This window comes from Leptolyngbya sp. AN10 (genome assembly GCF_050565645.1).
Lineage (GTDB): Bacteria > Cyanobacteriota > Cyanobacteriia > Leptolyngbyales > Leptolyngbyaceae > Leptolyngbya.
Map to the genome: position 1 here is coordinate 40,376 of NZ_JBNXVP010000040.1, position 21,880 is coordinate 62,255.

22 protein-coding genes are annotated in these 21,880 nt (G+C 46.4%); 10 read left to right on the plus strand and 12 right to left on the minus strand.

The window, feature by feature from the left end; genetic code table 11:
• A complete protein-coding gene (hemH, locus tag ACQ4M5_RS33895) occupies nt 1-1,167 on the minus strand; it encodes a ferrochelatase (protein WP_430680224.1) in 1,167 nt (388 codons plus the stop codon).
• A gap of 207 nt (nt 1,168-1,374) precedes the next feature.
• Between hemH and ACQ4M5_RS33900 the strand changes: the two genes are divergently transcribed.
• Nucleotides 1,375-2,532, plus strand: coding sequence for a site-specific integrase (locus tag ACQ4M5_RS33900; RefSeq protein WP_430680225.1), 1,158 nt, complete (start codon nt 1,375-1,377; stop codon nt 2,530-2,532).
• Nucleotides 2,533-3,156 (plus strand): class I SAM-dependent methyltransferase, encoded by a 624-nt coding sequence (locus ACQ4M5_RS33905; RefSeq protein ID WP_430680226.1) that lies wholly within the window; start codon nt 2,533-2,535, stop codon nt 3,154-3,156. It begins immediately after the preceding gene.
• Between the two features lie 260 nt (nt 3,157-3,416).
• Here the strand turns inward: ACQ4M5_RS33905 and ACQ4M5_RS33910 are convergent, their stop codons facing one another.
• Together ACQ4M5_RS33910 and ACQ4M5_RS33915 are read right to left on the minus strand one after the other, a co-directional pair.
• The gene (locus tag ACQ4M5_RS33910) at nt 3,417-4,214 is read right to left on the minus strand and encodes an ABC transporter ATP-binding protein (protein WP_430680227.1); all 798 of its coding nucleotides are present in this window, start codon (nt 4,212-4,214) and stop codon (nt 3,417-3,419) included.
• Nucleotides 4,215-4,552: 338 nt separating this feature from the next.
• Nucleotides 4,553-5,884, minus strand: coding sequence for an FtsX-like permease family protein (locus ACQ4M5_RS33915; protein ID WP_430680228.1), 1,332 nt, complete (start codon nt 5,882-5,884; stop codon nt 4,553-4,555).
• 160 nt (nt 5,885-6,044) lie between these two features.
• On the opposite strand from ACQ4M5_RS33915, the gene ACQ4M5_RS33920 reads away from it, so the two are divergent.
• Nucleotides 6,045-7,763: an HMA2 domain-containing protein gene (locus ACQ4M5_RS33920; protein WP_430680229.1), complete on the plus strand. Its 1,719-nt coding sequence runs from the start codon at nt 6,045-6,047 to the stop codon at nt 7,761-7,763.
• Here ACQ4M5_RS33920 and ACQ4M5_RS33925 read toward each other — a convergent pair.
• Together ACQ4M5_RS33925 and ACQ4M5_RS33930 are read right to left on the minus strand one after the other, a co-directional pair.
• A complete protein-coding gene (locus ACQ4M5_RS33925) occupies nt 7,729-8,085 on the minus strand; it encodes a hypothetical protein (RefSeq protein ID WP_430680230.1) in 357 nt (118 codons plus the stop codon). The two genes, ACQ4M5_RS33920 and ACQ4M5_RS33925, sit on opposite strands and share 35 nt — an antisense overlap.
• Before the next feature lie 65 nt (nt 8,086-8,150).
• Nucleotides 8,151-8,873: an HMA2 domain-containing protein gene (locus ACQ4M5_RS33930; RefSeq protein ID WP_430680231.1), complete on the minus strand. Its 723-nt coding sequence runs from the start codon at nt 8,871-8,873 to the stop codon at nt 8,151-8,153.
• A 432-nt stretch (nt 8,874-9,305) separates the two neighbouring features.
• Here ACQ4M5_RS33930 and ACQ4M5_RS33935 point away from each other — a divergent pair, with 432 nt between their 5' ends.
• The 3 genes from ACQ4M5_RS33935 to ACQ4M5_RS33945 all read left to right on the plus strand — a co-directional run bounded on the left by ACQ4M5_RS33935 (nt 9,306) and on the right by ACQ4M5_RS33945 (nt 10,948).
• Nucleotides 9,306-9,494 carry a hypothetical protein gene (locus ACQ4M5_RS33935; protein WP_430680232.1) on the plus strand — a complete coding sequence of 63 codons (189 nt, stop codon included), beginning with the start codon at nt 9,306-9,308 and terminating at the stop codon, nt 9,492-9,494.
• Nucleotides 9,495-9,597: 103 nt separating this feature from the next.
• Nucleotides 9,598-9,744 (plus strand): DUF454 family protein, encoded by a 147-nt coding sequence (locus ACQ4M5_RS33940; protein WP_430680233.1) that lies wholly within the window; start codon nt 9,598-9,600, stop codon nt 9,742-9,744.
• Nucleotides 9,745-9,850: 106 nt separating this feature from the next.
• A complete protein-coding gene (locus tag ACQ4M5_RS33945) occupies nt 9,851-10,948 on the plus strand; it encodes a Get3/ArsA fold putative tail anchor-mediating ATPase NosAFP (RefSeq protein WP_430680234.1) in 1,098 nt (365 codons plus the stop codon).
• A gap of 124 nt (nt 10,949-11,072) precedes the next feature.
• Here the strand turns inward: ACQ4M5_RS33945 and ACQ4M5_RS33950 are convergent, their stop codons facing one another.
• The 3 genes from ACQ4M5_RS33950 to ACQ4M5_RS33960 form a co-directional block, all read right to left on the minus strand.
• The gene (locus tag ACQ4M5_RS33950) at nt 11,073-11,213 is read right to left on the minus strand and encodes a hypothetical protein (RefSeq protein WP_430680235.1); all 141 of its coding nucleotides are present in this window, start codon (nt 11,211-11,213) and stop codon (nt 11,073-11,075) included.
• Between the two features lie 168 nt (nt 11,214-11,381).
• Nucleotides 11,382-11,573 (minus strand): hypothetical protein, encoded by a 192-nt coding sequence (locus ACQ4M5_RS33955; RefSeq protein WP_430680236.1) that lies wholly within the window; start codon nt 11,571-11,573, stop codon nt 11,382-11,384.
• A 362-nt stretch (nt 11,574-11,935) separates the two neighbouring features.
• Nucleotides 11,936-12,247: a hypothetical protein gene (locus ACQ4M5_RS33960; RefSeq protein WP_430680237.1), complete on the minus strand. Its 312-nt coding sequence runs from the start codon at nt 12,245-12,247 to the stop codon at nt 11,936-11,938.
• Between the two features lie 721 nt (nt 12,248-12,968).
• Here ACQ4M5_RS33960 and ACQ4M5_RS33965 point away from each other — a divergent pair.
• Nucleotides 12,969-13,259: a hypothetical protein gene (locus ACQ4M5_RS33965; protein WP_430680238.1), complete on the plus strand. Its 291-nt coding sequence runs from the start codon at nt 12,969-12,971 to the stop codon at nt 13,257-13,259.
• Nucleotides 13,260-13,353: 94 nt separating this feature from the next.
• On the opposite strand, the gene ytaF is transcribed toward ACQ4M5_RS33965, so the two are convergent.
• From ytaF to ACQ4M5_RS33985, 4 genes are all read right to left on the minus strand, one after another.
• Nucleotides 13,354-14,049, minus strand: a complete 696-nt coding sequence (gene ytaF / locus ACQ4M5_RS33970; protein ID WP_430680239.1) for a sporulation membrane protein YtaF — start codon at nt 14,047-14,049, stop codon at nt 13,354-13,356.
• A gap of 55 nt (nt 14,050-14,104) precedes the next feature.
• On the minus strand, nt 14,105-14,743 hold the full coding sequence (locus tag ACQ4M5_RS33975) for a DUF1345 domain-containing protein (protein WP_430680240.1): 639 nt from the start codon (nt 14,741-14,743) through the stop codon (nt 14,105-14,107).
• A gap of 18 nt (nt 14,744-14,761) precedes the next feature.
• The gene (locus tag ACQ4M5_RS33980) at nt 14,762-15,496 is read right to left on the minus strand and encodes a DUF1345 domain-containing protein (RefSeq protein ID WP_430680241.1); all 735 of its coding nucleotides are present in this window, start codon (nt 15,494-15,496) and stop codon (nt 14,762-14,764) included.
• Nucleotides 15,497-15,875: 379 nt separating this feature from the next.
• Entirely contained in the window at nt 15,876-17,186 is a 1,311-nt protein-coding gene (locus ACQ4M5_RS33985) for a ParB N-terminal domain-containing protein (protein ID WP_430680242.1), read from the minus strand.
• Between the two features lie 316 nt (nt 17,187-17,502).
• Between ACQ4M5_RS33985 and ACQ4M5_RS33990 the strand changes: the two genes are divergently transcribed.
• From ACQ4M5_RS33990 to ACQ4M5_RS34000, 3 genes are all read left to right on the plus strand, one after another.
• On the plus strand, nt 17,503-19,821 hold the full coding sequence (locus ACQ4M5_RS33990; RefSeq protein WP_430680243.1) for a heavy metal translocating P-type ATPase: 2,319 nt from the start codon (nt 17,503-17,505) through the stop codon (nt 19,819-19,821).
• A 22-nt stretch (nt 19,822-19,843) separates the two neighbouring features.
• A complete protein-coding gene (locus tag ACQ4M5_RS33995) occupies nt 19,844-21,142 on the plus strand; it encodes an SUMF1/EgtB/PvdO family nonheme iron enzyme (protein WP_430680244.1) in 1,299 nt (432 codons plus the stop codon).
• A gap of 218 nt (nt 21,143-21,360) precedes the next feature.
• Nucleotides 21,361-21,564, plus strand: a complete 204-nt coding sequence (locus ACQ4M5_RS34000) for a Nif11-like leader peptide family natural product precursor (RefSeq protein ID WP_430680245.1) — start codon at nt 21,361-21,363, stop codon at nt 21,562-21,564.
• The last annotated feature ends 316 nt before the right edge of the window (nt 21,565-21,880 follow it).

The following is a 21,880-nucleotide window of genomic DNA, read 5'->3' on the forward strand; positions in this document are numbered from 1 at the left end:
CTAACCGAGAATCCCAAACGCATGAAGTGGACCGCGACCCAGAATCATTTCAATAATCAAGGCAATCAATCCAAGCATTGCCACTCGTCCATTCCAAACTTCTGCTGAAGTGGTCATGCCCCATTCCCAACCTTCTTGGGGATACATCTTCACTCGTTTCTGAGGACGAGCAACTTCTGAGAAATGAACCGACGGAGCATTGAGCGCATCCGTCACCATCGTCGCTAATTCCCCAATAAAGATCGGATGCGTATTGAGCGCGGGAACTCGTTCAAATCGTTCGATTCCTGCCTCTTCTGCGATTTCGCGGTATTCCATATCGATTTCTTGTAGCGTCTCAATATGTTCAGAGACAAAACTGATCGGAACAACGGCAAGATCTTTCACACCTTCTTCGGCTAATTCTTCTAGCGCATCTTCGGTATAGGGTTTCAACCATTCCACTGGACCCACTCGGCTTTGATACGCCAGCGTGTAGGGATTCGGTCGATCGAGCGTCTTCATAATCAACGCGGTACACTGCTCGATCTCGCCCTGATACGGATCGCCCGCTTCTTCCACGTAGCTGACCGGAACACCGTGAGCGCTGAAGAAGACATGAACATGATCGGGATTCTCGAAGCGATCGAGTTCCTGAGCGATCAAATCTGCCATCGCTTGAAGATATCCAGGTCGATCGTACCAAGTCGGAATGACGGTGTAATCGATCTTTTGCAGTCCAGGGTCTTGGTCCCAAAGCTGCTCTAAAAGACGGAAACTCGAACCACTGGTGCTAATTGAAAATTGAGGATACAGCGGCAAAACCACGAGTTTGTCAATCTGATCGCGCTTAATCCGAGAAACGGCTTCTTCGGTAAACGGGTGCCAATAGCGCATTCCGATATAGACGCTGACTTCTTCTCCACGCTTGCGGAGTTCTTCCTGGAGGGCTTGCGCTTGTTCCTCAGTGATTCGACGTAGGGGAGAACCGCCGCCGATTTGGAGATAATTTTCTTGAGATTTCTTCGATCGAAGAGTCGAAATTAGCCACGCCAGCGGGCTTTGAAGCCAGCGGAACGGGAGACGGATAATTTCTGGATCGGCAAACAAGTTGTAAAGAAAGGGACGCACATCGTCGATCTTGTCCGGTCCCCCAAGATTCAGTAGTAAAACACCTACGCGACCCATAGCTATGTTATATCCCTTTTCTTTTCAGCTTTGTTACCGATTTTAACAATAAAATCTCTTCTAAGTTGAAGCAAGTCTTAAGAATCTCGACGGGAATTTTTTATATTAATTCCTCGAAACAAATATCAAAATTAATTAATATTCAGTTCCAACTCCATAGAATAGAAATCTTATTGTATCAAGTTGATTTTCTTGCACCGCTTCCCTATGGCAGATTTAGAGGCGTTGGATGCCCGAATTACTCAAACCAATCAGCGACTCAAAGCCGCCCAGTTAGGACTCCAAGTGGAGCGAAGAGGCGTGAAGCTGGCACTGCGAGGAACTTTACCGCCACGTCCGGACAGTTCTCGACTGCGCCCGTATCAACAGCGATTGAGTTTAGGAATTCCTGCGACTCCGACTGGGCTAAAACAGATTGAGCAAGAAGCGAAAATTGTGGCAGCGCAGTTAATTCAAGACAAATTTGATTGGCGAGAATATTTAACTTTCACGGACGGAAAGCGGTTAAGTCAGCAAACCTTAAGTCAACAGATCGAGGCATTCGAGCAATATTTCTTCGAGCAACCGGAACGATCGCTGAATCCCGCTTCGACCAAAACCACTTGGTCAACCGCTTACGCACCGTATCTGAGGAAATTAAGCGCGATCGCGGCTGATTCTGCGACTCTGACGCTGACTGAGGTGATTTATAAAACGATCAATTCGACCCAAAATCATTCGCGCAGTCGGCAGTTGTGCTGTACCACTCTGGGCGCGTTTGCTGAATTTATGAATCTAACGCTGCCAAAAGATCTCAAAGTTCTTTCAGGAAGTTATGGAGCGAGTCAGACGAAGATGCGGGAATTGCCGACCGACGAGGAAATTCTCGCAACCTGGGCAGCGATTCCAAATCCCGCTTGGCGGTTTGTATATGGCATGATGGCAACCTTCGGACTGAGAAATCATGAGGTTTTTTACTGTAATCTCAACGGCTTGAAAAAAGGCGAAACTTCGATCGAGGTTCTTCCCACGACAAAAACCGGAAGCCACCAAGTTTGGGCATTTCACCCGGAATGGATTGAAGCCTTTAACCTGCGAGAAATTCAATTACCGTCCGTTGAAACGAATCTCAGTAAAACGACTTTGCAGCAAGTGGGAAAGCGAGTGACAACGCAGTTTAACCGCTATGATCTGCCCTTTTCGCCTTACGATCTCCGTCATGCTTGGGCAATTAGAACGATTCATATCGGGCTGTCGGATACAGTCGCGGCGAAAATGATGGGACATTCGGTACAGATTCACACCCGGACTTATCATCAATGGATTACACAGCGGGATCAACAGCTTGCCGTGGACAATGCGCTGAAACGATTGAAAGGGGAATAGATGGCAACGATTTTAAGAGACTGGAGTTATCAGCATCAGTGGTTGTACGACGGAATTTCGAGAATTGCAGCATTGAGTGTGGGTGGAGAAGCGAGATTTCGGCAGTTAGCGTTGGAAGGATTGTCGATCGAGCCTGAGACGAAAGTGCTGGATCTCTGTTGTGGAAGCGGACAGACGACTCAGTTTTTGGTTCAGCGATCGCAGAATGTCACCGGATTAGATGCGTCGCCTCTGTCGATTCGTCGAGCCAAGCAGAATGTTCCAGAAGCTGAATATGTTGAGGCTTTCGCGGAAAAAATGCCGTTTGAAAATAATTCGTTTGATCTCATTCACACCAGTGCAGCAATGCACGAGATGGAGAGTGAACAATTGCACCAAATCTTGCAAGAAGTGCATCGAGTTCTGAAGCCAGGGGGTGTGTTTACAATGGTTGATTTTCATCAGCCAACGAATCCAATTTTTACTCCTGGATTAGCCGTATTTTTCTGGTTATTTGAAACAGAAACCGCATGGCAATTAATTAGAACAAATCTTGAAGAAATGTTGCGAGAAATTGGATTTGAATTGCAGCGATCGCGGTTGTATGCAGGCGGAAGTTTACAAGCGATTCAAGCCCGAAAATAATAAGAGCGCTGCCGAATTGGTAGCGCTCTCACTGGTTTTAGATAGGGTTAAGGAAAAGCAGTTGCTTATTCCAATAAATCGGTCTCTTTATAGAAGGGAATCATAGAAACAGCGTGTGAACGTTTTGCTTTGAAAACTTGTTTTAATGCGTTTCGCTCACATGAATAAACTACCAAGTTGTAGAGGCAAAGTCGATCTATCTGAAGACAGGTTATCGACATTAAAAAAGGCGGGTTTAATTCACTGCCTCAGCAATCAAATTATCGAGTCAAAGTTTCTCGAAATCGATCGATTTCTGATCGCCCATCCATCTGTAAAATCCCGTCTTCCAGATAAGCAATATGATCTGCCACATCCGCGATTCGGGGATCGTGTGTCACAATTAGCACCGTCCGACCCTTTTCTTTCGCCAGCGATCGCAAAAGTTCGATCACTGCATGACCGTTGTGAGAATCGAGTGCTGCGGTCGGTTCATCTGCCATAATCAGCGTCGGATTGCCCGCCAGCGCACGAGCGATCGCCACCCGTTGCTTTTGTCCCCCGGACAGATCTCTCGGTAACTGTTTCGCTCGATCGGCAAGTCCCACCTGTTCGAGTAATTCCATCGCCTCCTTGCGGGCTGCGGTTCCTCGAACGCCCTTGAGATTCAGAGCTACCTCGATATTCTCGATCGCGCTCAGAGCCGGAAATAGATTGAATCCTTGGAAAATAAAACCAATATTTTCGAGCCGAAACTGAGCGAGTTTTGCGCTAGAGAGTTTGGTGATATCTTGACCCATCAGGCGAACGCTGCCTGCGGTTGGCGTAAGAATTCCCGCCAGAATCGAAAGCAGAGTCGTTTTTCCTGAGCCAGACGGACCCATGAGAAGCTGAATATCACCGTAGCGTACCGTTAAATCCACTTGGCGCAGCGCTTGGTAACGATCGCCTCCGGTTTGGTACACCATCTCCACCCCACAGGCAGCGATCGCCTTATCCGCCCAATCCAAGCTAGTAGAGGAGGGTTCGATCGCCCGACTCTCAGCGTGAAACATCAAATCTATCGAGGTTGCAGTCATTCGTTTAACAAACGGTAGGAAAACAGTTTAGAGGAAAGGGTGTGTGGGGAGCAGTATCGAAACGTTCTAATCTATTCATGACTTCAGGAGCGGAAGGCTAAACTCCAGACGAATTGCACCAAATTCTAACTGTAAATCAGCTAAGACAGGGATTCCATCCTCTAGGGGGATTAGACCTTATGTTTATTCTAGAAGTTCAAATTCTGCTATGGGATGAATTCATGTGACAGATGTATGAACGATTATCGTGACTTGGGATTGAGAAAGATTTCTATCCATGTGCAGATGCGTAAAGATAATTCAAAATTTTACGCTGATCTCTGTAATTTCAAGCAATCTCATGCTTTAAACACGATCGCCGGATCGACTCTGGTCACTTTTTGTACCGCGAACAAGGCTGATCCAACACACATGACGACGGTTAAGACAAAGATCCCCGCTCCCGTCGCAGGTGTAATCAAAATCATGATGCCCTGGGCTGATTGTGTCCACGCACCCAAACCGAGACAGAGTGCAATGCTGGGAATGTATCCCAAGACTGCCATCCAGAGCGCTTGTTCTAGAATTACGCTGTAGATTACCCAATTTGACGCACCCATCGCTTTGAGAGTTCCAAACTCGCGAATATGGTCAGAAACCGATGAGTAGAGGATCTGCCCAACGATGACCATGCCAACGATAAAGCCCACGGTCGCGCCCAGTCCGAGAACGAAACCGATTCCCGTTCGACCTGTCCAGAACGAACGAGTGAGATCGGCGATTTCGGCTTGGGTAAAGACACGGGTATTCGGTAAGGCAGATTCGAGACGCTGTTTAAGCTGACCCAGATCTTCGCCCGGTTTAGCACGAATCAGGACAAATGAGATGGGATCTTGAACATTGACGCGGCGAGGAGGTGCGGGATTGGGTTCGGGATCGCCAAATCTAGGCGTTTGAGGTAAGCAGGAAAGTCTACCGCTGGGATCGGTTCTACAGGTTAGTCCGGTATCTGAACCGCCAAGCCCGTAAGCGTTAGCGTTTTCTAGCGAGGTGTAGATGAAAGCGCTAGATGCGATCGATTGCGTATCCTGAGTCAGTCCAACGAATTTCGCCGGGAGCGCATTAAAGGCTCCGATCGTTCCTCGATCGTTGATTTGTTTCAGTCCTAATGCTTTCAAACTATTTGTATCGACAATGACAGAATAGGGCTGATTCAAATCTGAGAGTTTGCCTTGAGTCACGTCCCAACCTGCAAACATTCGGCTATTGGGGTCAAAACCGTAGATCCGAATCGGATTAATTCTTCCGGTACTGTCGCGCCAAATGCTCGATCGAATCATTAGGGCTTCGGCTCGATCGACTCCCGCCACTTTTTGCGCGTCTTCGACTCGTTGAGCGGGCATCGGGGAAGAGAGTTCGAGATGCAAGATATCTTTTGAGGCGACCCAGAGATCGGCACTGGATTCGTCCACGAGTCGGGCAGTCGATCGACTGAATCCTTGGAGAATTCCGAGTTGAATGGTAACAAGGCTAACAGCGAAAACAATTCCCGCTTGGGCGACGATGAATCGGGGAATGTCTTCAAACAGGTTTTTGCGGGCGATCGATGCCATAGGACGGAAGTTGGGTAGGGCGCGGCGAGGAGCGGGACGAACACTTTGTGCAGCGGAGCTATCGAGATGGGCGGTCATATCGGATGCGGTTACAGTAAATGTTATGACCAATCTGCTGCTTTGGCGTTCCCTTTTTTGAAGTGCGATCGCTTTTTTTCTAAAAGTTATGCAACAGAAGCTTACGTGCATCAAGAGACTCATCTAAGATAAGCACACAGAGCATTTTTGCCTTAATCGAATGAACTATCAAATCGTTCACAACATTGCGGGACGGTTGCGGATTCGGATTCCTCAGCTTGCTCATGATGCAGAATTTGCATCGCGTTTGAGTGGATTCGTCGAGTCTCTAGCAGGCGTGACCCAAGTTCGGATTAACCCGGCTGCAAGCTCGATCGTGATTCAATATCAACCTTCAGTTGGCGCGATCGTTGAGTCTTTTCATAGCTGCATTTGTAAAGCTCATGGTGTTGAATCTGATGAAGCTCCGCAATCAATCGAGACTGATCCAGAGATTAATCATTGGCAGGATCTTGGACTGCCTGTGATTAGCTTGGGGGCAGCATTGTTAGCAGCACCGCTCGAATTGCCTGCGATCGTAGTTGGAGGTGCGATCGCGGGTGCAGCATTACCTTGGGTTGTTCGAGCAACGGATAGTATTGTCAATCGTCAAAAACCGAACATTGATTTGCTCGATTCGTTGTGGATGGGCTTACAAGCATCGCAGGGACAATTTGCGGCTCCTGCACTGAAAACAGTGATGGTGGAAACTCGAAGAGCATTGCGCGGAACAGTCGCAGAACAACGAGAGAAGCAGGCGAAAGAAATTCTAGAGTGGTTCGATCGAGAAATATTAGTCGATCGAGATGGACATTCTGAGTGGATTGCTGCAAAAGCGGTACAAGAAGGCGATCGGATTTCAGTAATTGCGGGTGAACGCATTCCGGTGGATGGTTGGATTGTAGAAGGAACCGCTTTAATTGAGGAAGGACTGACCGAAGCAAGTTCTCCGATCGTGTGTTCTGAAGGTCATGTAGTCTATGCTTCAGCTAAAGTATTGACCGGAAAAATTACTGTAGTGGCGCAACACTCAGGGATTAATACCAGAATTGGAAAGGTGATACAACTGACGCTCAATGCGCCAGTCCACGACACAGAAATTGGTGTACATCAAGCAGAATTGGTGACAAATGCAATCATACCTACCATTTTCTTTGGAGGTGCAATGTTCGCGTTAACTGGAAGCTTTGGAGCAGCAGTCTCACCCTTCCAATTTGATTTTGGTAGCGGCATTCCCATCTCAGTTCACACTACGCTATTGACTGCATTAACTTATGCAGCTCGTCACGGCATTTATATTCGGAGTGCCAGAACTTTAGAGCTATTGTCGAAAGTTGATGCGATCGTGCTGGATCACGCGGAATTGATTGATCGATCTGAACTTGAAACGACGATCGCAACACTAGAGCGTCAAGGCATTACGCTTTACTGGATTAAAGAGGATTCCTTTAATGATCAAACTTGCCACAGTGATCGAGCAACTCATCTAATCTCTGGACTTCAACATTATGGAAGAACGGTTGCAGTTGTTGGAAGTTCGGGAGCAGAACAGGCGAATGTGTCGATCGCATTTGAAGATCCAACTTCAAATGCAGACGTGATTCTAATGCACGAAGACTTGCGCGGTGTCATTGAAGCGATCGAGATTGCCAAACGGGCAATGCAAGTTGTCTATGAGAACACAGCAATTATTGTTCTACCAAACTTACTGATTCAGATTGGTGGCGGAATGATCTTAGGAATCCATCCCGTTTTTAACGTACTCACAAATAATGGTTCTGCGATCATTGCTGAGTTTGTACATGGAACGCGACCGCTGTTTGATCATCGAACCCCCACTCCGGTCAAACAACGATCGCGTACCTCTAAACGTTCCAATCGCTGTAAGTTGTCTCTGTAACCAGTTGAAGCTGATTTGCGACCAGTTCCAGTCCTTTGCTGGCAGCTTTGGCTCCGAACACCTGCATGAAAGTTGGGAGTGCTGCAAGCCCGCCTGTGATTGTTCCAGCTACGATCGCACCCGCACTCGCAGCAACCAAACAATCGCGCACCGCATCCCAGAATTTTTCATCGGCATCAGGCGGCGGATTGATACAGAGAAACGCATGAACAGTCGTGTTTCGGGTTTGCAATACTGGAAGAGGCAATAAGTTTTGATTGTTGAAGCTAACTCTAGCTTCTGGTAATCCTGGAACACTCGCGATCGGGAATAAGGTTGCCATAGTGAATGGAGTGAATAGTAAATCTTGATTGTAATGAGAAATGAACTAACTCGATCGAGCCATTTCTAGAGTTCTGCTGACTCTGAATTGACTGGACGAAATAAGCGATCGTCTTCGTGATAATTCCAAGCAATGCCCTCTGGATCTTGTGCTTGTGTCCATTGTCCGAAGTTTGATTTCATTCTGCGACGGGTAATTGCTTGAGAAGTCACTTTCAACCGCTTCGCGAGAGTGGAAGTTGAACAAACGAGTTCGGCTGTGGAAGATTCTACAATTGTATGAGTCATGGTTTTTTCTAAGTTTGGTTCTAATGAAGGCTCGTCATCCCAAGGAGAGGGAATTTCAGGAATGTTCGATCGCTTTGAAGTAGATGACGATTTTGCAGGAACTTCGACGGATGGAACTTCTAAAATCGGCTCGATTGGTTCTTCGATCGGTGGGGTTTCTGTGATTGGAATCTCTCTAACTGGAATTTCTGAACTATCAGAGCGATTCTCTGGTTCAGGCTCTTGTTCGACTGTTGGTGCAGCAGCAGGAGGGGTCAATTTTACCTGTTGCATCACAGCAATCAGCAAGTCCTCCATTTTGGCAAGAGGAACATGCTTGGGGTTGTATTCCACTACGATCGATTGCGCCAGCGCATTGATTCGCACCGTTTTTACACTATCTATCGCTTCAACTAACTGTTTATAGGTACTTGCCGACTGTGAATCTGTTTCGAGCCAAGGAACTCGAAGCCGAATTCGTCCCGCGATCGAATGTATGATTTGATATCCTACTGATTCCAAAGGCGTTTTGATCTGAGCATGAATAGCTACATTTTAACTGCTTAGGCTTGAAGCTAGAACATGGGCTGGATACGCTGATTGTTAGTTCAACATCTACCAGAATCTATCAATCGCTCACGCACTAAGCAGGAAACACAATCAGAATCCTACTTAAGAGATTTCTACGAAAGAGCTTACCGCTTGAAAGACTGCCCTTCGGCTTCGCTCAGGGCGCGATCTCTAGCTGACTGAGCGAAGCCGAAGACAGCGGGTAATTTGTTTTCGATAAATCTCCTTACAGTTCGACGCAGTAAGCACGGCTCCATTGAACAGTATTAGTTATCTAATAGATTCAGGGGTTGGAACAATGACAACGATCGCAGAGATCGGAGCCGCATTTTATTTCCATCCTTAAATTGATTTATCATTGCTTTCAGTCAAGCAGGTGAACTTATGACCAGTATCATTGTCTGGATTGCTGAATTTGTCGCAGAAGTGATCGTTGCCGCGATCGCACAATTCGCCACAGAGGTTTTTGTCGGATGGATTGCAGAGACGGCAGAAGCCTTGATTGCCGAATGGTTAACAACAGCGATCGCAGATGTGACTCGATTGTTTGCAGAATTACTTGGTAAACGATAGAGAAGCCCAAAGCAATTGAATCAAACAATAGACTAAATGATTCAATTGCTGATTTGGGATTCGTGATAGTCTAATTGTAGATGCCCTTCTGTGGTGAAATCAGATGTTTAAACAAGTTCGGAACGCTGCACGAATTGTTGGGGGAGTCGTTTTTGCTGTGATCGGTGTAGTTGGCGTTGTACTGCCGCTCATTCCTGGAATTCCTTTTTTGATGCTATCGGCTGCCTGCTTTAGCTCTTTGGAGCCGTAGAGTTTTTCTGCAATGCTGATAGTTAGAACTCCGATTTGATGATGCGATCGGGGTTCTATCGATTTTTTGTGCCTTATCACTCCCTCGAAGAAAGGGAGAAAGCTTCATGAGCAGAATTATTACATTCTTGGGCAAGGCGGGAACAGGACACACCACTTTTGCGATCGCTACTGCAAAGTGGTTCGCTCAACAAGGAAGCCGAGTGTTACTCGTGACTCACAATCCAAGTCCAAGTGCAGAGTTATTGTTAGGAATGCCGCTGACTTCGCAAGCTCAGATTATTGAGCCGAATCTAGAAGCAGTCCAACTTCAAACCACAGTGCTACTTGAGCAATCCTGGGACGCACTGAAGCAGTTTATTTCGCCTTACCTTCCCGTTTCAATCCCACAGGAAATCTATCCGGGTGAGATCATCATCCTGCCGGGATTTGATAGTGTTCTCGCGTTTAATGCGCTGTGTCAGTACTATCTGAACGGTGAGTATGACGTGATTATTTATGATGGTCGGGGCGACCTTGAAACGTTGAGATTGCTGGGTGTACCTGATGTTTTAGATTGGTATTTTCGGCGGTTTCGGAAATTGTTTCAGAGCGTAGATATTGCCAAGATCGCGGAATCGATCGGAGGTCCACTCGCGGCGGCGCTAGTCACTGCAAATCTCGATACGCGCAAAGTTGATCAAGAAATGAATCGAGTACGCGGTTGGATTGATGAAGGCGTTGCTGTAGTCAATGATCCGAAGCGATTTACAGCGTATTTAGTCACGATCGATGAACCAGGCGCGATCGCGGAAGCTTGCTGGCTGTGGGGAAGCGCTCAACAAGTGAATCTCAGAGCGAGTGGCGTTCTCGTGTGCCAGCCGATTCATCATGCTGAAGCTCTAAAACAAGCCTTTGAACCTTTAGAAATCTATCCAATTCCCACTTTGCAGAATCAGAGTTGGGAACCGTTACTCGCAGCATTGCCGAACTTTAATGATATTCCGACTGTTCCTGAGCCAGTATCGATCGATCTTGCACAGCGTCAGATTCGCGTCTTTCTTCCAGGGTTTACTAAAAAGCAAGTCAAGCTCACCCAGTTTGGTTCAGAACTAACGGTCGAAGCAGGAGATCAACGACGCAACATTTTACTGCCGCCTGAACTTCGGGAACTATCAATCCAATCGGGTCGGTTTGAAGCTCCGTACTTGATCATCGATCTCTAAACATTCAAAAGCTGAGAACATAGAATTATGCCTCAGCTTTTGAATGGTGAACAGCACGATCGCTCATCGTCTGTGCAATTCTAAGGGAATCGTAGAAGATTCCTACCCTTCTGCTCCCTTCTCCTCACAACCAATTTTTAGAACTGCTAATGTGCTGTTCAGACTTTGCCATTTCTACGAATCGACTTCCTGCATGAATGCCGTGGCGAATCGAATTCACAGCACTACACATTTGTCCACCAAAGGCAGAACAAACGAAGTCCATGCAGACTCAAGAAAAAAAGTAATGGACACCTTTTGTCTGTATAGCCCTGAATTCGATTCCTACCCTGTATACACAAGTTGGTTGAGCGGTTGTTGCTGAGACCTTTCGCCGACCAAAACGAAGCGATGAACGACTGGTGTGTACAGGGTAGACATTTTCGATTCAGGTCTATTGGTCTCGTGTACTAGCAGGCTGTACTTTTGGTGTCAGTTCAGTTGCTACGTTTGCCTTAGTTGGCTGACTGCTGTGCTTCGCCCAAGACATATTTAAAGCTGCAAAACCGAGCAATAGGGTTAGAGGACCTGCGACGAGAAACAATGCAATGTTACGGACATTGATGATTTGACGATCGTGAATCATAAAAACCTCTTAGGTGTAATGGTAGAGGGACTGTCTCAGCACTCATTCAATTTCTAATGTTCAAAGTCCCCCAGAATGGGAGATTTAGGGGACTGAACCCCATTGACGCAGCGAAATCAATTGAATGAATGCTACCTTAGCAATCAATTCCCAAAGGATGGTCTGATATCAACTGTTCTGAATTGCAGCGCGATCGAGAACAGTGTGAGAATAAAGACCATCTCTATCCCTGAATCGGTGCAGAGTTGCAGGGATAGAAGATGAAGTCTGTGAAGGTGTTGAGGTGTGAATTACAGGAATCAAAGGGAGCTTAGAGCAAAACAGAAGCTACCCAATGATTAGAGTGAACTGATTAGATTGAACTATCCGATCGTCACTTCACGTGGAGATGGTTCTGAAGATCCATTCTTCGACTCACCCATTTCTGACTTAGCTTCTGCGATCAAGTCTTGAACCGACTCACTCGTCTCTGCTACTGTGTGCTGCACCTTGTCAAACGCTTCAAATGCCCAAACCAATCCAGTCTTCGCTGCGTTACGTGCACCGTCAGAAACATTACCTCCCGTCATCGAATCGATTGCGCCCACTACAGGAGCCACTAACAATGCACCAACACCGATGGTTAACGCGGTCACTGGCTCCAGACCTAACAACAAGGCTTCGAGTTCAAACATGGATAGAATCCTCCAATCATAGATAAGAAATAGATGGGTACGATCGCGTTAGTCGCTTAAGGTCGTGACAGCATCAAAGCCGAAACGATGAACCCAAATTAGGGTTCGATTCAGGTTCATTACAATTTCAACGAAAGACTAGGTTCACTCGCTTGAGTGATAACGCGATAACGATGACAAGTTAACTAAAACGTGCAACCTCTTGAAGCTAAGTCATCGATTCTATTCGTACCGAAGAGGTCGTTTTTCTGATGTTCATCCTACCAAGAAATAGTGCCCTGTCAGGTGTTTGTTAATGTTCTTAAAATGTTCTGATAATGGAAAAACAAGAGTATGACTTTCTACTAACATTTATTAAACGAAATTAAGCATATTATTGAACTTTTAGGCTTGTATTAATTTCTGCACTAATAGTGCCACTATCAGTTCTAGTTAAGACATCGTTAGGTAGAAGTGAACAGTGGGGAGTTCTGTAACTTTGGGACGGTGGTTATAATTTGGATACCTGCAAGATTTTACAGGTAAAAATAATCATCATAATGGGGAGAAAACGTCAGACTTAATCGCTAACGTTTGAGGTTGAATCGTGAATTGCAGACGGAATGTTTGCAACTCGCAGAATGGCTTGGACAGGATTGAATCACTGTAATTTCAGCCTAAATTGTTCTGGCTTTCGAGCCGGAATTTTGCTCTATCAACTTTACAGGGAGACCGCTAATTTATGGCATTTATTAAGCTAGAGGATGTGGTGATTAACACGTCCTATATTGCTGCCATTCGATTAGAGCGCAGTGAGGAACTTCGCGTCTGTTTGCTGGTTGCGATTCCGACTGCGGCTCTACGCCCCCAAGAGTCCCCTACGCAGAGTCTTTATCATTTTGAATGGTTGGAGTTCACTGGAGATGCAGCTAGGGCACTTCAGGACTATTTCAGCAGCTTTAATAATGTGATTGATTTGTTGCCTCATTACAATATGCCTTCTTGTTGCGGTAGTTCACAGCAAGATGGATAGAAATTGGAAAACGGGCGAAACCTTCGATCGCACTTATCGATCGAAAGTTTATCTTGCTGAAATAGTCGCCTTCACCGTAGCTCTTGCAGAACAATTAATCGATAAAGTACTCGTACACGCCGAGCACAATGATCATCACACCAGACAGCACTCCCGCAGAGATACCTGTCATTTTTGTTGTAGATTGTTCGCCTAGTAGATATCCAACCATCACAGCAAGGATGCTGCACATGAATGTTAAGACTGTGGTGAACGCAATATTGAAGCCAGAAATGCCTGCACCCACTCCTGTACCCAAATTATTGATCGTCAGTCCGAACGAAAGCGCGATCGCTTCTTTGACATCAATTTCGCCAGAGCGATCGACATCTGCGATTTCAGGATGCTCCAAATAGCTGGCGTAGGACAACGGATCGATCGATTCAGCTTTGGTATCCATTTGGGGAACAAACGCCGAATCGACTCCTGCTGCAACCATCGATCGGCGAATGTGTCGAAGTTTGCTGCGATTGCGTTTTTTCTCGCGCTCAAACGTGTCCCAAATGCCCCAAATTCCAATCACAATCAGCACTGCACTGCCGATTAGATTAGCCACTGGATCAGGTAAGTAACGCTCGATCGCGGCTCCAACTGAGAGTGAAAGCAAGGTTCCCAACGCAGACACGAGCGCGATTAGACAGTTACTTAACCAGCCAATTCGCAGTCTTTTCACTCCATAGGCGACCGCAACTGCAAAGTTATCAACATTCGAGGAAAAGCACAGAACAAAGGAAGAAAAAAGGTGAGTCATGGCAAATCATTCCAAAACGGATGAACAAATAGTGAATCGATCGGGGCTAAACTTCCTATAGAAGTTCAGATACGAGATTCACAGTCGTACCAACAATGCCAACGAAGTACCAAAATGCGATCAAACACTGCGCCAATACTAATCGCCGCACGATCCGCGACGTAATGAAGGTATCAGAGGTTTGAGCGGTTGCCCCAAGGACAAATGCGAAATAGAGAAAATCCCAATCGGTTGGGGGGTCTTGCCCCTGAAATTCAATTCCGCCAGGGGCATCGGGACGATAGTAAAGTGCCGCATATTGTTGAGCAAACAAAGTATGAAGCAGAAACCAGGACAGGAGAATTGCCAGCATCGAGACACCAAGATGGAGAGCTAGCACTTCTGTCGAAGCTTCTTTGGTCGTTTTTAACAATCGAAATGCGATGAAAATCATTGTGATCGCAGTTGCAACGATCGTAAACATCGCAGTTCGACGCAGATTAAATCGATGAGCGCGGTAAGCGGTGGTTTCTGGAGTGGTTCCTAGAAGAATGAGAACCACTGGAAATAGAAAACAACTCACTGCCGCTGCCCAAGTTGCTAAGAGCCGAGTTGAGGTGTGAAGGTGCGAAGGCAAGAGGAAAAAGACAATCAATCCTCCACACAAAGCCAAACTGACACGCAATCGAAACGAAAGATATTGCAGAACATTCATTGGAGTTGCCCCGATGATTTACAGCAATCCACCAACAACACCAACACTCAGCGCAATAATCACGCTGTAGAAGAAGAATGAAACGAGTCCATGTCCCAAAGACAATCGGCGCATCGAAGCGGTATTAATCGAGATATCTGAAGTCTGCGAAGTCATCCCGATCGTAAAAGAGAAATAGAGAAAATCGAGGAAGTCCGGTTGTTCTCCGCCCGGAAGTTCGATTCCGCCTTTGTACTGTAGCTTTGGATCAGAATGATCAATGTGGTAGTAGCAAGAAGTATAGTGCAGAGCAAACATGGTGTGCGTTAAAAACCAGGACGAAAGAATCGATACGATCGATAACGCAATCTGAACAGTCAATGCAGACGCAGGCAAGTCTTTGTTATCGACGAGCATTAATGCGATCGCGCCAATGCTAATCAGTGCTGTACAAACGACTAAGAGAAAGATTGCCCAATGTTCTGCTTCTTGACGTTGAGCGCGATCGAATGTTTTTTCTGCATCCGAACTGATCATCATCCAAAACACAATGTTCAGGAAGCAAAAAACGCCTGCAATCCAAGCGGCTAGGACGCGACTATAAAGGTGCATTGCATCGGGAAGGATTACAAAAATGGTCATCCCGAACATGACAGCAAGACCAATCCGTTGACGAGAATCGAGATTAATTAGGGTATGGAAGACAAGAGATCCAAAGTCTTGAAGCGATCGAGAAAAGCGCGATCGGTGAGGTAAATTTGGCTGAATTTTCATAATTCATTCGAGAAGTATGCTGCCAGACACAGCAGATTTTAGAAAACGCAAAATGACAGGAGATGATCTCCTGGGTGAAGCAATGGTCACAGTGAAAAACTTGCAGATTCGCGATCGAGACAGTTCAAATGTAGCTAAGGTCGATTCGGAGCGAAGTTCGTACTTTTCCAACTGCAAGACTGCCCTTGATGCAAGGAGAGTTTGACTCTCAATCAAAGAGAACTTGGTTCGTAAAGTGCTTTACTTGAAAGCAGAAGATTCAGTTGGGAAAGCTTTCTAATTGCTCCATAGCTTACCGCAAAGTCATGAACTCAGAGCAGAAAGTTTTATAAATCGCAAGATTGAGTTTTGCTAAGGAGTGTGAATTGGCTGCAATATTTTAGGCAAATAAGTCAGTTTTTTCTGCCTGCTTCCCTGACCATTTTTGCCAGCGATCGATGCTCCGATTTACGCAGTCTAAGCAATCATCGCCTGCGAAACAGATGCGCTCCATTCGCTCACACGCCATTAGCACTTCACCGTTCCCCAGTCCTGGATTCAGCACAAAATGACCGGGTTTACTGTAGAGACTGATTAGGTAAGTCACAATCCCTTCAATTCCTTCGATCGACAAAGCTTGGTCTGGAATCACGATCGATTGATGCGCGAACAATGCCAGATACATTCCGCTGATCAGCAATTCACACCGGAACGGCATTTGTTGAGCGCGACAAAAGTTGAGAATATCACCTTGCGATCGTAGAACGGCGACAACTTTCGCTTCGTCGATTAAATAATCGTGATTCCATGCCGTGTGAGGAGGGACGATCGCTAAAGCAGCATTCGAGGGCAAACAATCTCGATAGTGCTCACAATCCGTTTTCCCACAGTAAATTAAGTGCCGTTTCAGCATCCAAGTATCGCCTGGTTGAACTTCAAGCGTCGAAGTTTTGGCATCTATGACTTTACGGGCTGACTTCTTAGCAGTTTTCGCGGCTCGTTCAGCCTCTACTGATTGGAGCGCTAACAATTGAAGTTCAGCCTGTTTCGTTCTGGCATCAGCGGCAATTTTTTGGTAGTGTTCGGCTTCAGTTGGATTCGATTCTGCGGCTTTGAGCGATTGTTCTGCCAATTTGCGCTCTTCACTGCCCGCACGAGCAATTTTGAGCAAAATTTGAGGACTTTTCGAGACAGTACTACCCCGAATCGCAGCTTTCACTTCAGGCGCAATATCCCGCGCAATCTGTTTGCCTTGCTGAAACGTGCGTTCGGTATAGCCAATTTCTTCTGCTAATTCGACGGTCGTTTTGAGAGGGGGCGAATTGATTTCACCACCTTTTTTACGAGTGAACTGGTTATCACCAGGACGCGCTCTCAGTCCCAAGCGCTCTAGGATTTGGTCACGTTCTAACCACAACTCCGATCGCTCTAACGCTTCGAGTTCGTTCCGAATTAAATTCTCGTCGATTTCTGCTAGTCGAGCCTGATCGCGATCGCAGTTCACGACTTTACATTCGATTTGGGCAAATCCCAGTAACTTACACGCTGTCAGTCGATGTAATCCTGCAATCAAAAGATAGTTCTGATCGAGCGTAATTGGGTTCAAAAGTCCGTTTGCTTCAATCGATCGCATCAAGTCCGCAACCTTGTGATCCTTCAAAGGTCGTCGGTTTGAACCCACACTCACTTTATCAATGTCAATTAGAGGCATAGCTGGGTAGTTTGATGCGTCGATTGAGAACCGCTTGAAAATCACATCGATTACGAAACGCTTCTCTATGGTAGCTCAGATTTGATGGTCTCGATTCACCCAGTTGTATGATTAACCTTTGCAAAGTTTAAAAAACGACTTGGAGAAATCCGCTGGTGATCACATAATCTTAAGGATGAAGCAGGATGCAGTGTCATTGCATCCATTCAATGTTGACTCGATGTTGTTGACTCAATGTTGACAAAGCATGATTCGAGCGTAGTGGATCAGTGCTTAGGTCAGCAATCTATCTTTGGGGATGTTGTGCTGAGTAATATTGTTTGACACGATACAATTCATCGCCACGATCGAAAAGTTTTTATCTCAAAATCGTAATATGCCACCCAAAGCCATTGATCGAGCTAATGTTTCGCCGCAACTTCAATCTCTCGATTATCAGATGGTTCATGCCATTCCAGGACGAGTCCGCCTCCGAGTTCCTCGATTGAGCCAAGATCCGCTATATGCCAATAAATTGAACTGGTTTGTTGAATCGATTAGTTTTGTGGTCAGCGTTCGGATTAATGCGATCGCGGATTCAGTGATTGTCTATTACGAACAGCAGTCCGCCACTTTAGCAACGATTCAGGAGAATTTGAGTACAGCCGTTCAACGTGCTCTGCTCGAAGATTTACCTCCCGAAGCGACTCCGTTTGGCGGATTGTTATCAAAGACAGAACTGCGCCCTGAGATCAATTGGTTTGAACGGTTGAGCTTACCTGTAACCAGTTTAGGACTCGCGCTAGTAGCTCAACAGTTAGCATTGCCCTTGTCTCCGCTAATCGTGGGTGGATTAGTGTCGATCGCGGCAATGCCCTTTGTGCTTAGAACAATAGAGACGACGCTGAAGGAACGACGCTTAGATGCGGATGTTCTAGATGTGCTTTGGCTCACCCTGTACACCGCTAAAGGAGACTTTGTTGCGCCTGCTCTAATGGTGAGCTTGATGGAGTCTGGAGAGGCGTTACGAGATACTACGGCTCGTGCCAATGAACATCATGCGATCCAAATGGTTGGAGGAATTAATCGCATGGTTCGAGTGGAGCGCAGTGGACAAGAAGAACTGGTTCCGCTTGATGAAGTGAATTTAGGCGATCGAGTTGTAGTTTGTGCAGGTGAACGAATTCCGGTAAGCGGTCGAGTGCTGCGGGGAACGGGCTTGATCGATGAACATGAACTGACTGGGGAATCAACTTTAGTCTCTCGCTCCGAAGGGCAAGTGGTTCATGCTTCGACGCGATTATTAGATGGCAAAATCTGTGTGTTGACCAAGCGAATGGGACAGCAAACACGAGTCGGGCTAACGGTTCAATTGATGCAATCGGCTCCAGTCCATGACACTCGAATTGAAGACTATGCGGCGAATTTGGCGAATTTAGCGATCGCACCTAGTCTTCTCTTAGGTGGAGTAATTTTTGCCCTGACTCGCGATGTTTCCCGCGCTTTGGCTCCGTTGCATCTGGACTTCAGCCACGGGATTCGATTATCTGTTCCGACGACAGTACTTTCTGCGCTCACCTATGCTTCACGCCACGGCATTTACATTCGGAGTGGACGAGCCTTAGAAATGTTGTCGAAAGTGGACGCGATCGCATTTGATAAAACTGGAACTATCACTCAAGGCAATGCAGCAGTGAATATGGTTCGCACTGTGAACACTCGAACTTCGATCAAAGACGTATTAACTCTAGCGGCATCTGTGGAAAAAGAAAATACTCATCCAGTTGCAAAAGCAATTCTCGATTACGCTGCTGCAAAAGGGATTCAGCCTCGCCCCTGTGAAGCTTGGGAGTATCGGATCGGCTTAGGAATTGTCGCTCAGATTGATGGAGATTCGGTGATTGTTGGCAGTCATCAACTGATGGAAAAAGAAGGCATTGATGCTGAAGTGATTGATAGACGTTATCCCGAATTACAGATCAGTCGATGCTCATTAGTCTATGTTGCCCGCAATGGAAAGTTATTAGGTGCAATTTCTTACACTGATCCAATCCGTACAGAAATGCCGGGAGTGATTCAACAGTTGCGCGATCGTGGAATTGAATCGTACATCATGACGGGAGATAATCCGCGTGTAGCTCAAGATGTCGCTCGTACCATTGGAATCAATCCCGATAACGTCTTTGCTGAAGTGGCTCCGAAAGGCAAGGTAAAAGCGATTCAGCAACTACAGGAACAAGGAAAAGTGGTTGCCTTTATCGGAGAAGGAATTAACGATATTGCGGCATTAGCTCACGCGGATGTTTCGATCTCGATCGCGAGTAGCAGTGATATGGCGCGGGAAACGGCGGATATTGTGCTACTCGATGATGATTTGCGAGATTTAGCTCATAGTATTGCGATCGCACAACGCGCAATGGATATTATCTATCAAAATACGATGCTCGTCGCAGTTCCGAACATCAGCGTCGTTCTAGCGGGCATTGTTCTCGCACTCGATCCAATTTTGGGTGTGATCATTAGTAATGGTTCGATGATTCTGGCTGAAGTCAATAGTATTCGTCCTCTATTCGATCCAGGTGAAGATCCATTCCTCAAGGCAACCCAGTCTTGGAAATCCGCTGAGCCGCTCAATCCTGCATTGGGACTGGCTTAGGTTCACACTCAGGAGATAGATTATGCCTCGCTGTTCTGTCTGCCAAACTCGCTACACTGCTCACAAAACCGAACGCTGTTCGCTCTGTGGTTGGGATATTCAGCCGCTGTCATTTGTCACAGGTATGATTCCTGAAGTGGCTCAGAAGGAAGCCATTCGGCTCGAATGGGCAAAACAGCTTTGGAGTAAGGCAAAAGCCTGTCAAGACCAAGCTCGGCAGATGCAGCTTCAATTCGAGGCAATCCGCGATCGAGAAAAAACGTTCCAAGCCCAACTCATTCAGCAAAAAACCGAGTTCGAGGCAACCTTGAAACAGCATGAAACAACGATCGCATCTCTCCAAACTCAACTTAATCAAGCCTTGAGCCGAGTCATTCCCGAAGTTCAGAAAGAACCGATTCAACAGCCGATTCCAGAACTGATTCCAGAACCAATGATTGTTCAAAAGCCGATGATTGTTCAAAAGCTAACATTCGCGCCTTCAGAACGATCGCTCAAATCTTTCCATTTTGAAACCGTTGTCATTCATCCAACTGGGCGCGAAATTCAACCTCAGCAAGCTCTGTACTACGAAGAACACTTAGACAAAGACCTCTTTCTAGAAATGGTGGCGATTCCAAGTGGGCGCTTTGAAATGGGATCTCCAGCTACAGAGATCGGACGAGATTTACATGAAAGTCCACAACATTGGGTAAATGTTGCCTCGTTTGCGATGAGTCGATTTCTGATCACTCAAGCTCAATGGAAAGCGATCGCAGGTTTACCCAAAATCAAGCGCACGCTCAATCTCTATCCTTCAGATTTTGAAGGCGATGAGCTTCCAGTCGAGCAAATTTCCTGGTTCGATGCGATCGAGTTTTGTGCTCGTTTATCTCAAACCACCGGACAGTCCTACCGCCTCCCCAGCGAAGCCGAATGGGAATATGCTTGCCGTGCAGGAACCATTACGCCCTTCCATTTCGGAGAGTCGATCGCGGCAGATTTAGCCAACTACGACGCGAACTATGTGTATCGATTTGGCTCAACTGGACACTATCGGCAAACCACTACATCAATGATGTCGATCGCCAATTCGTTTGGACTATCCGACATGCACGGCAATGTTTGGGAATGGTGCGCGGATGCGTGGCACGAAACCTATCAAGGTGCGCCCACCGATGGCAGTGTTTGGGAAGCAGACGACGAAGTGACTTATCGAGTTTTGCGGGGAGGCGCGTGGTATTGCTTGCCCGAACTTTGTCGATCGGCACAACGACACTGGAATCAGCCAAATATGACCGGAAGTGGCATCGGATTTCGCGTTGTCTGTGGGATGAATTGATAAAAAATTAGGCGATCGATAAGAAAGTTCAACAGGATGCAATTTTGCACTAGATAACGCAGTAGGATACTAATTAAGCTTCGTATTAAGATGCTTCAAGCCGTTCTGAAGCACAATCATCTACACCGACCTGCTAGAAGAGAGAAGGGTTACTCTTCTACGGTTCTTTGATTTCGGTATAAGTTTGTGATCTCTACATCTCAAAAGGAGAGCGTGTTGTGTCTAGCCAGGTCGCGCAATTTCACCAGCAAGTGTTGCAGGATCGAACATTGGTTGAACAATTGAGAACTGCTGGTAACTTCCAAGGATTTGTTCATTTAACGGTAAAGCTCGGAAAGGAATATGGTTACAGTTTCACTCAACGAGAAGTTGAGACTTATGTGCGGCGAAATATGCTGACTTTGATTAGACAGTTTTCTTAAAAGCAGTCTGATGGTTTGCTCTACGTTGGCTGTTGCAGGAGTCAGAAACTTTGTGATAGATGTCAGGATGTCAGTGCGGAGTCTAGCAAGTTGTATAGCAGTAGAAGTTTAGATTAGGACATCCTCGGAGTTGCCCCCAAACCCCCAATTCTGGGGGCTTAAGACTCTTGCCCCCCCAGAATTGGGGGCCTACCGTGTATACACATCTCGATTGAAACTCCATCCAGTAAAAAAGGAGTCAAACTGCTGTAGTCCACGCAGTATCGTTGCAATTCCTGGAGGACGCTGACTGCTGTAGCCCGTCCATCCACCTAAA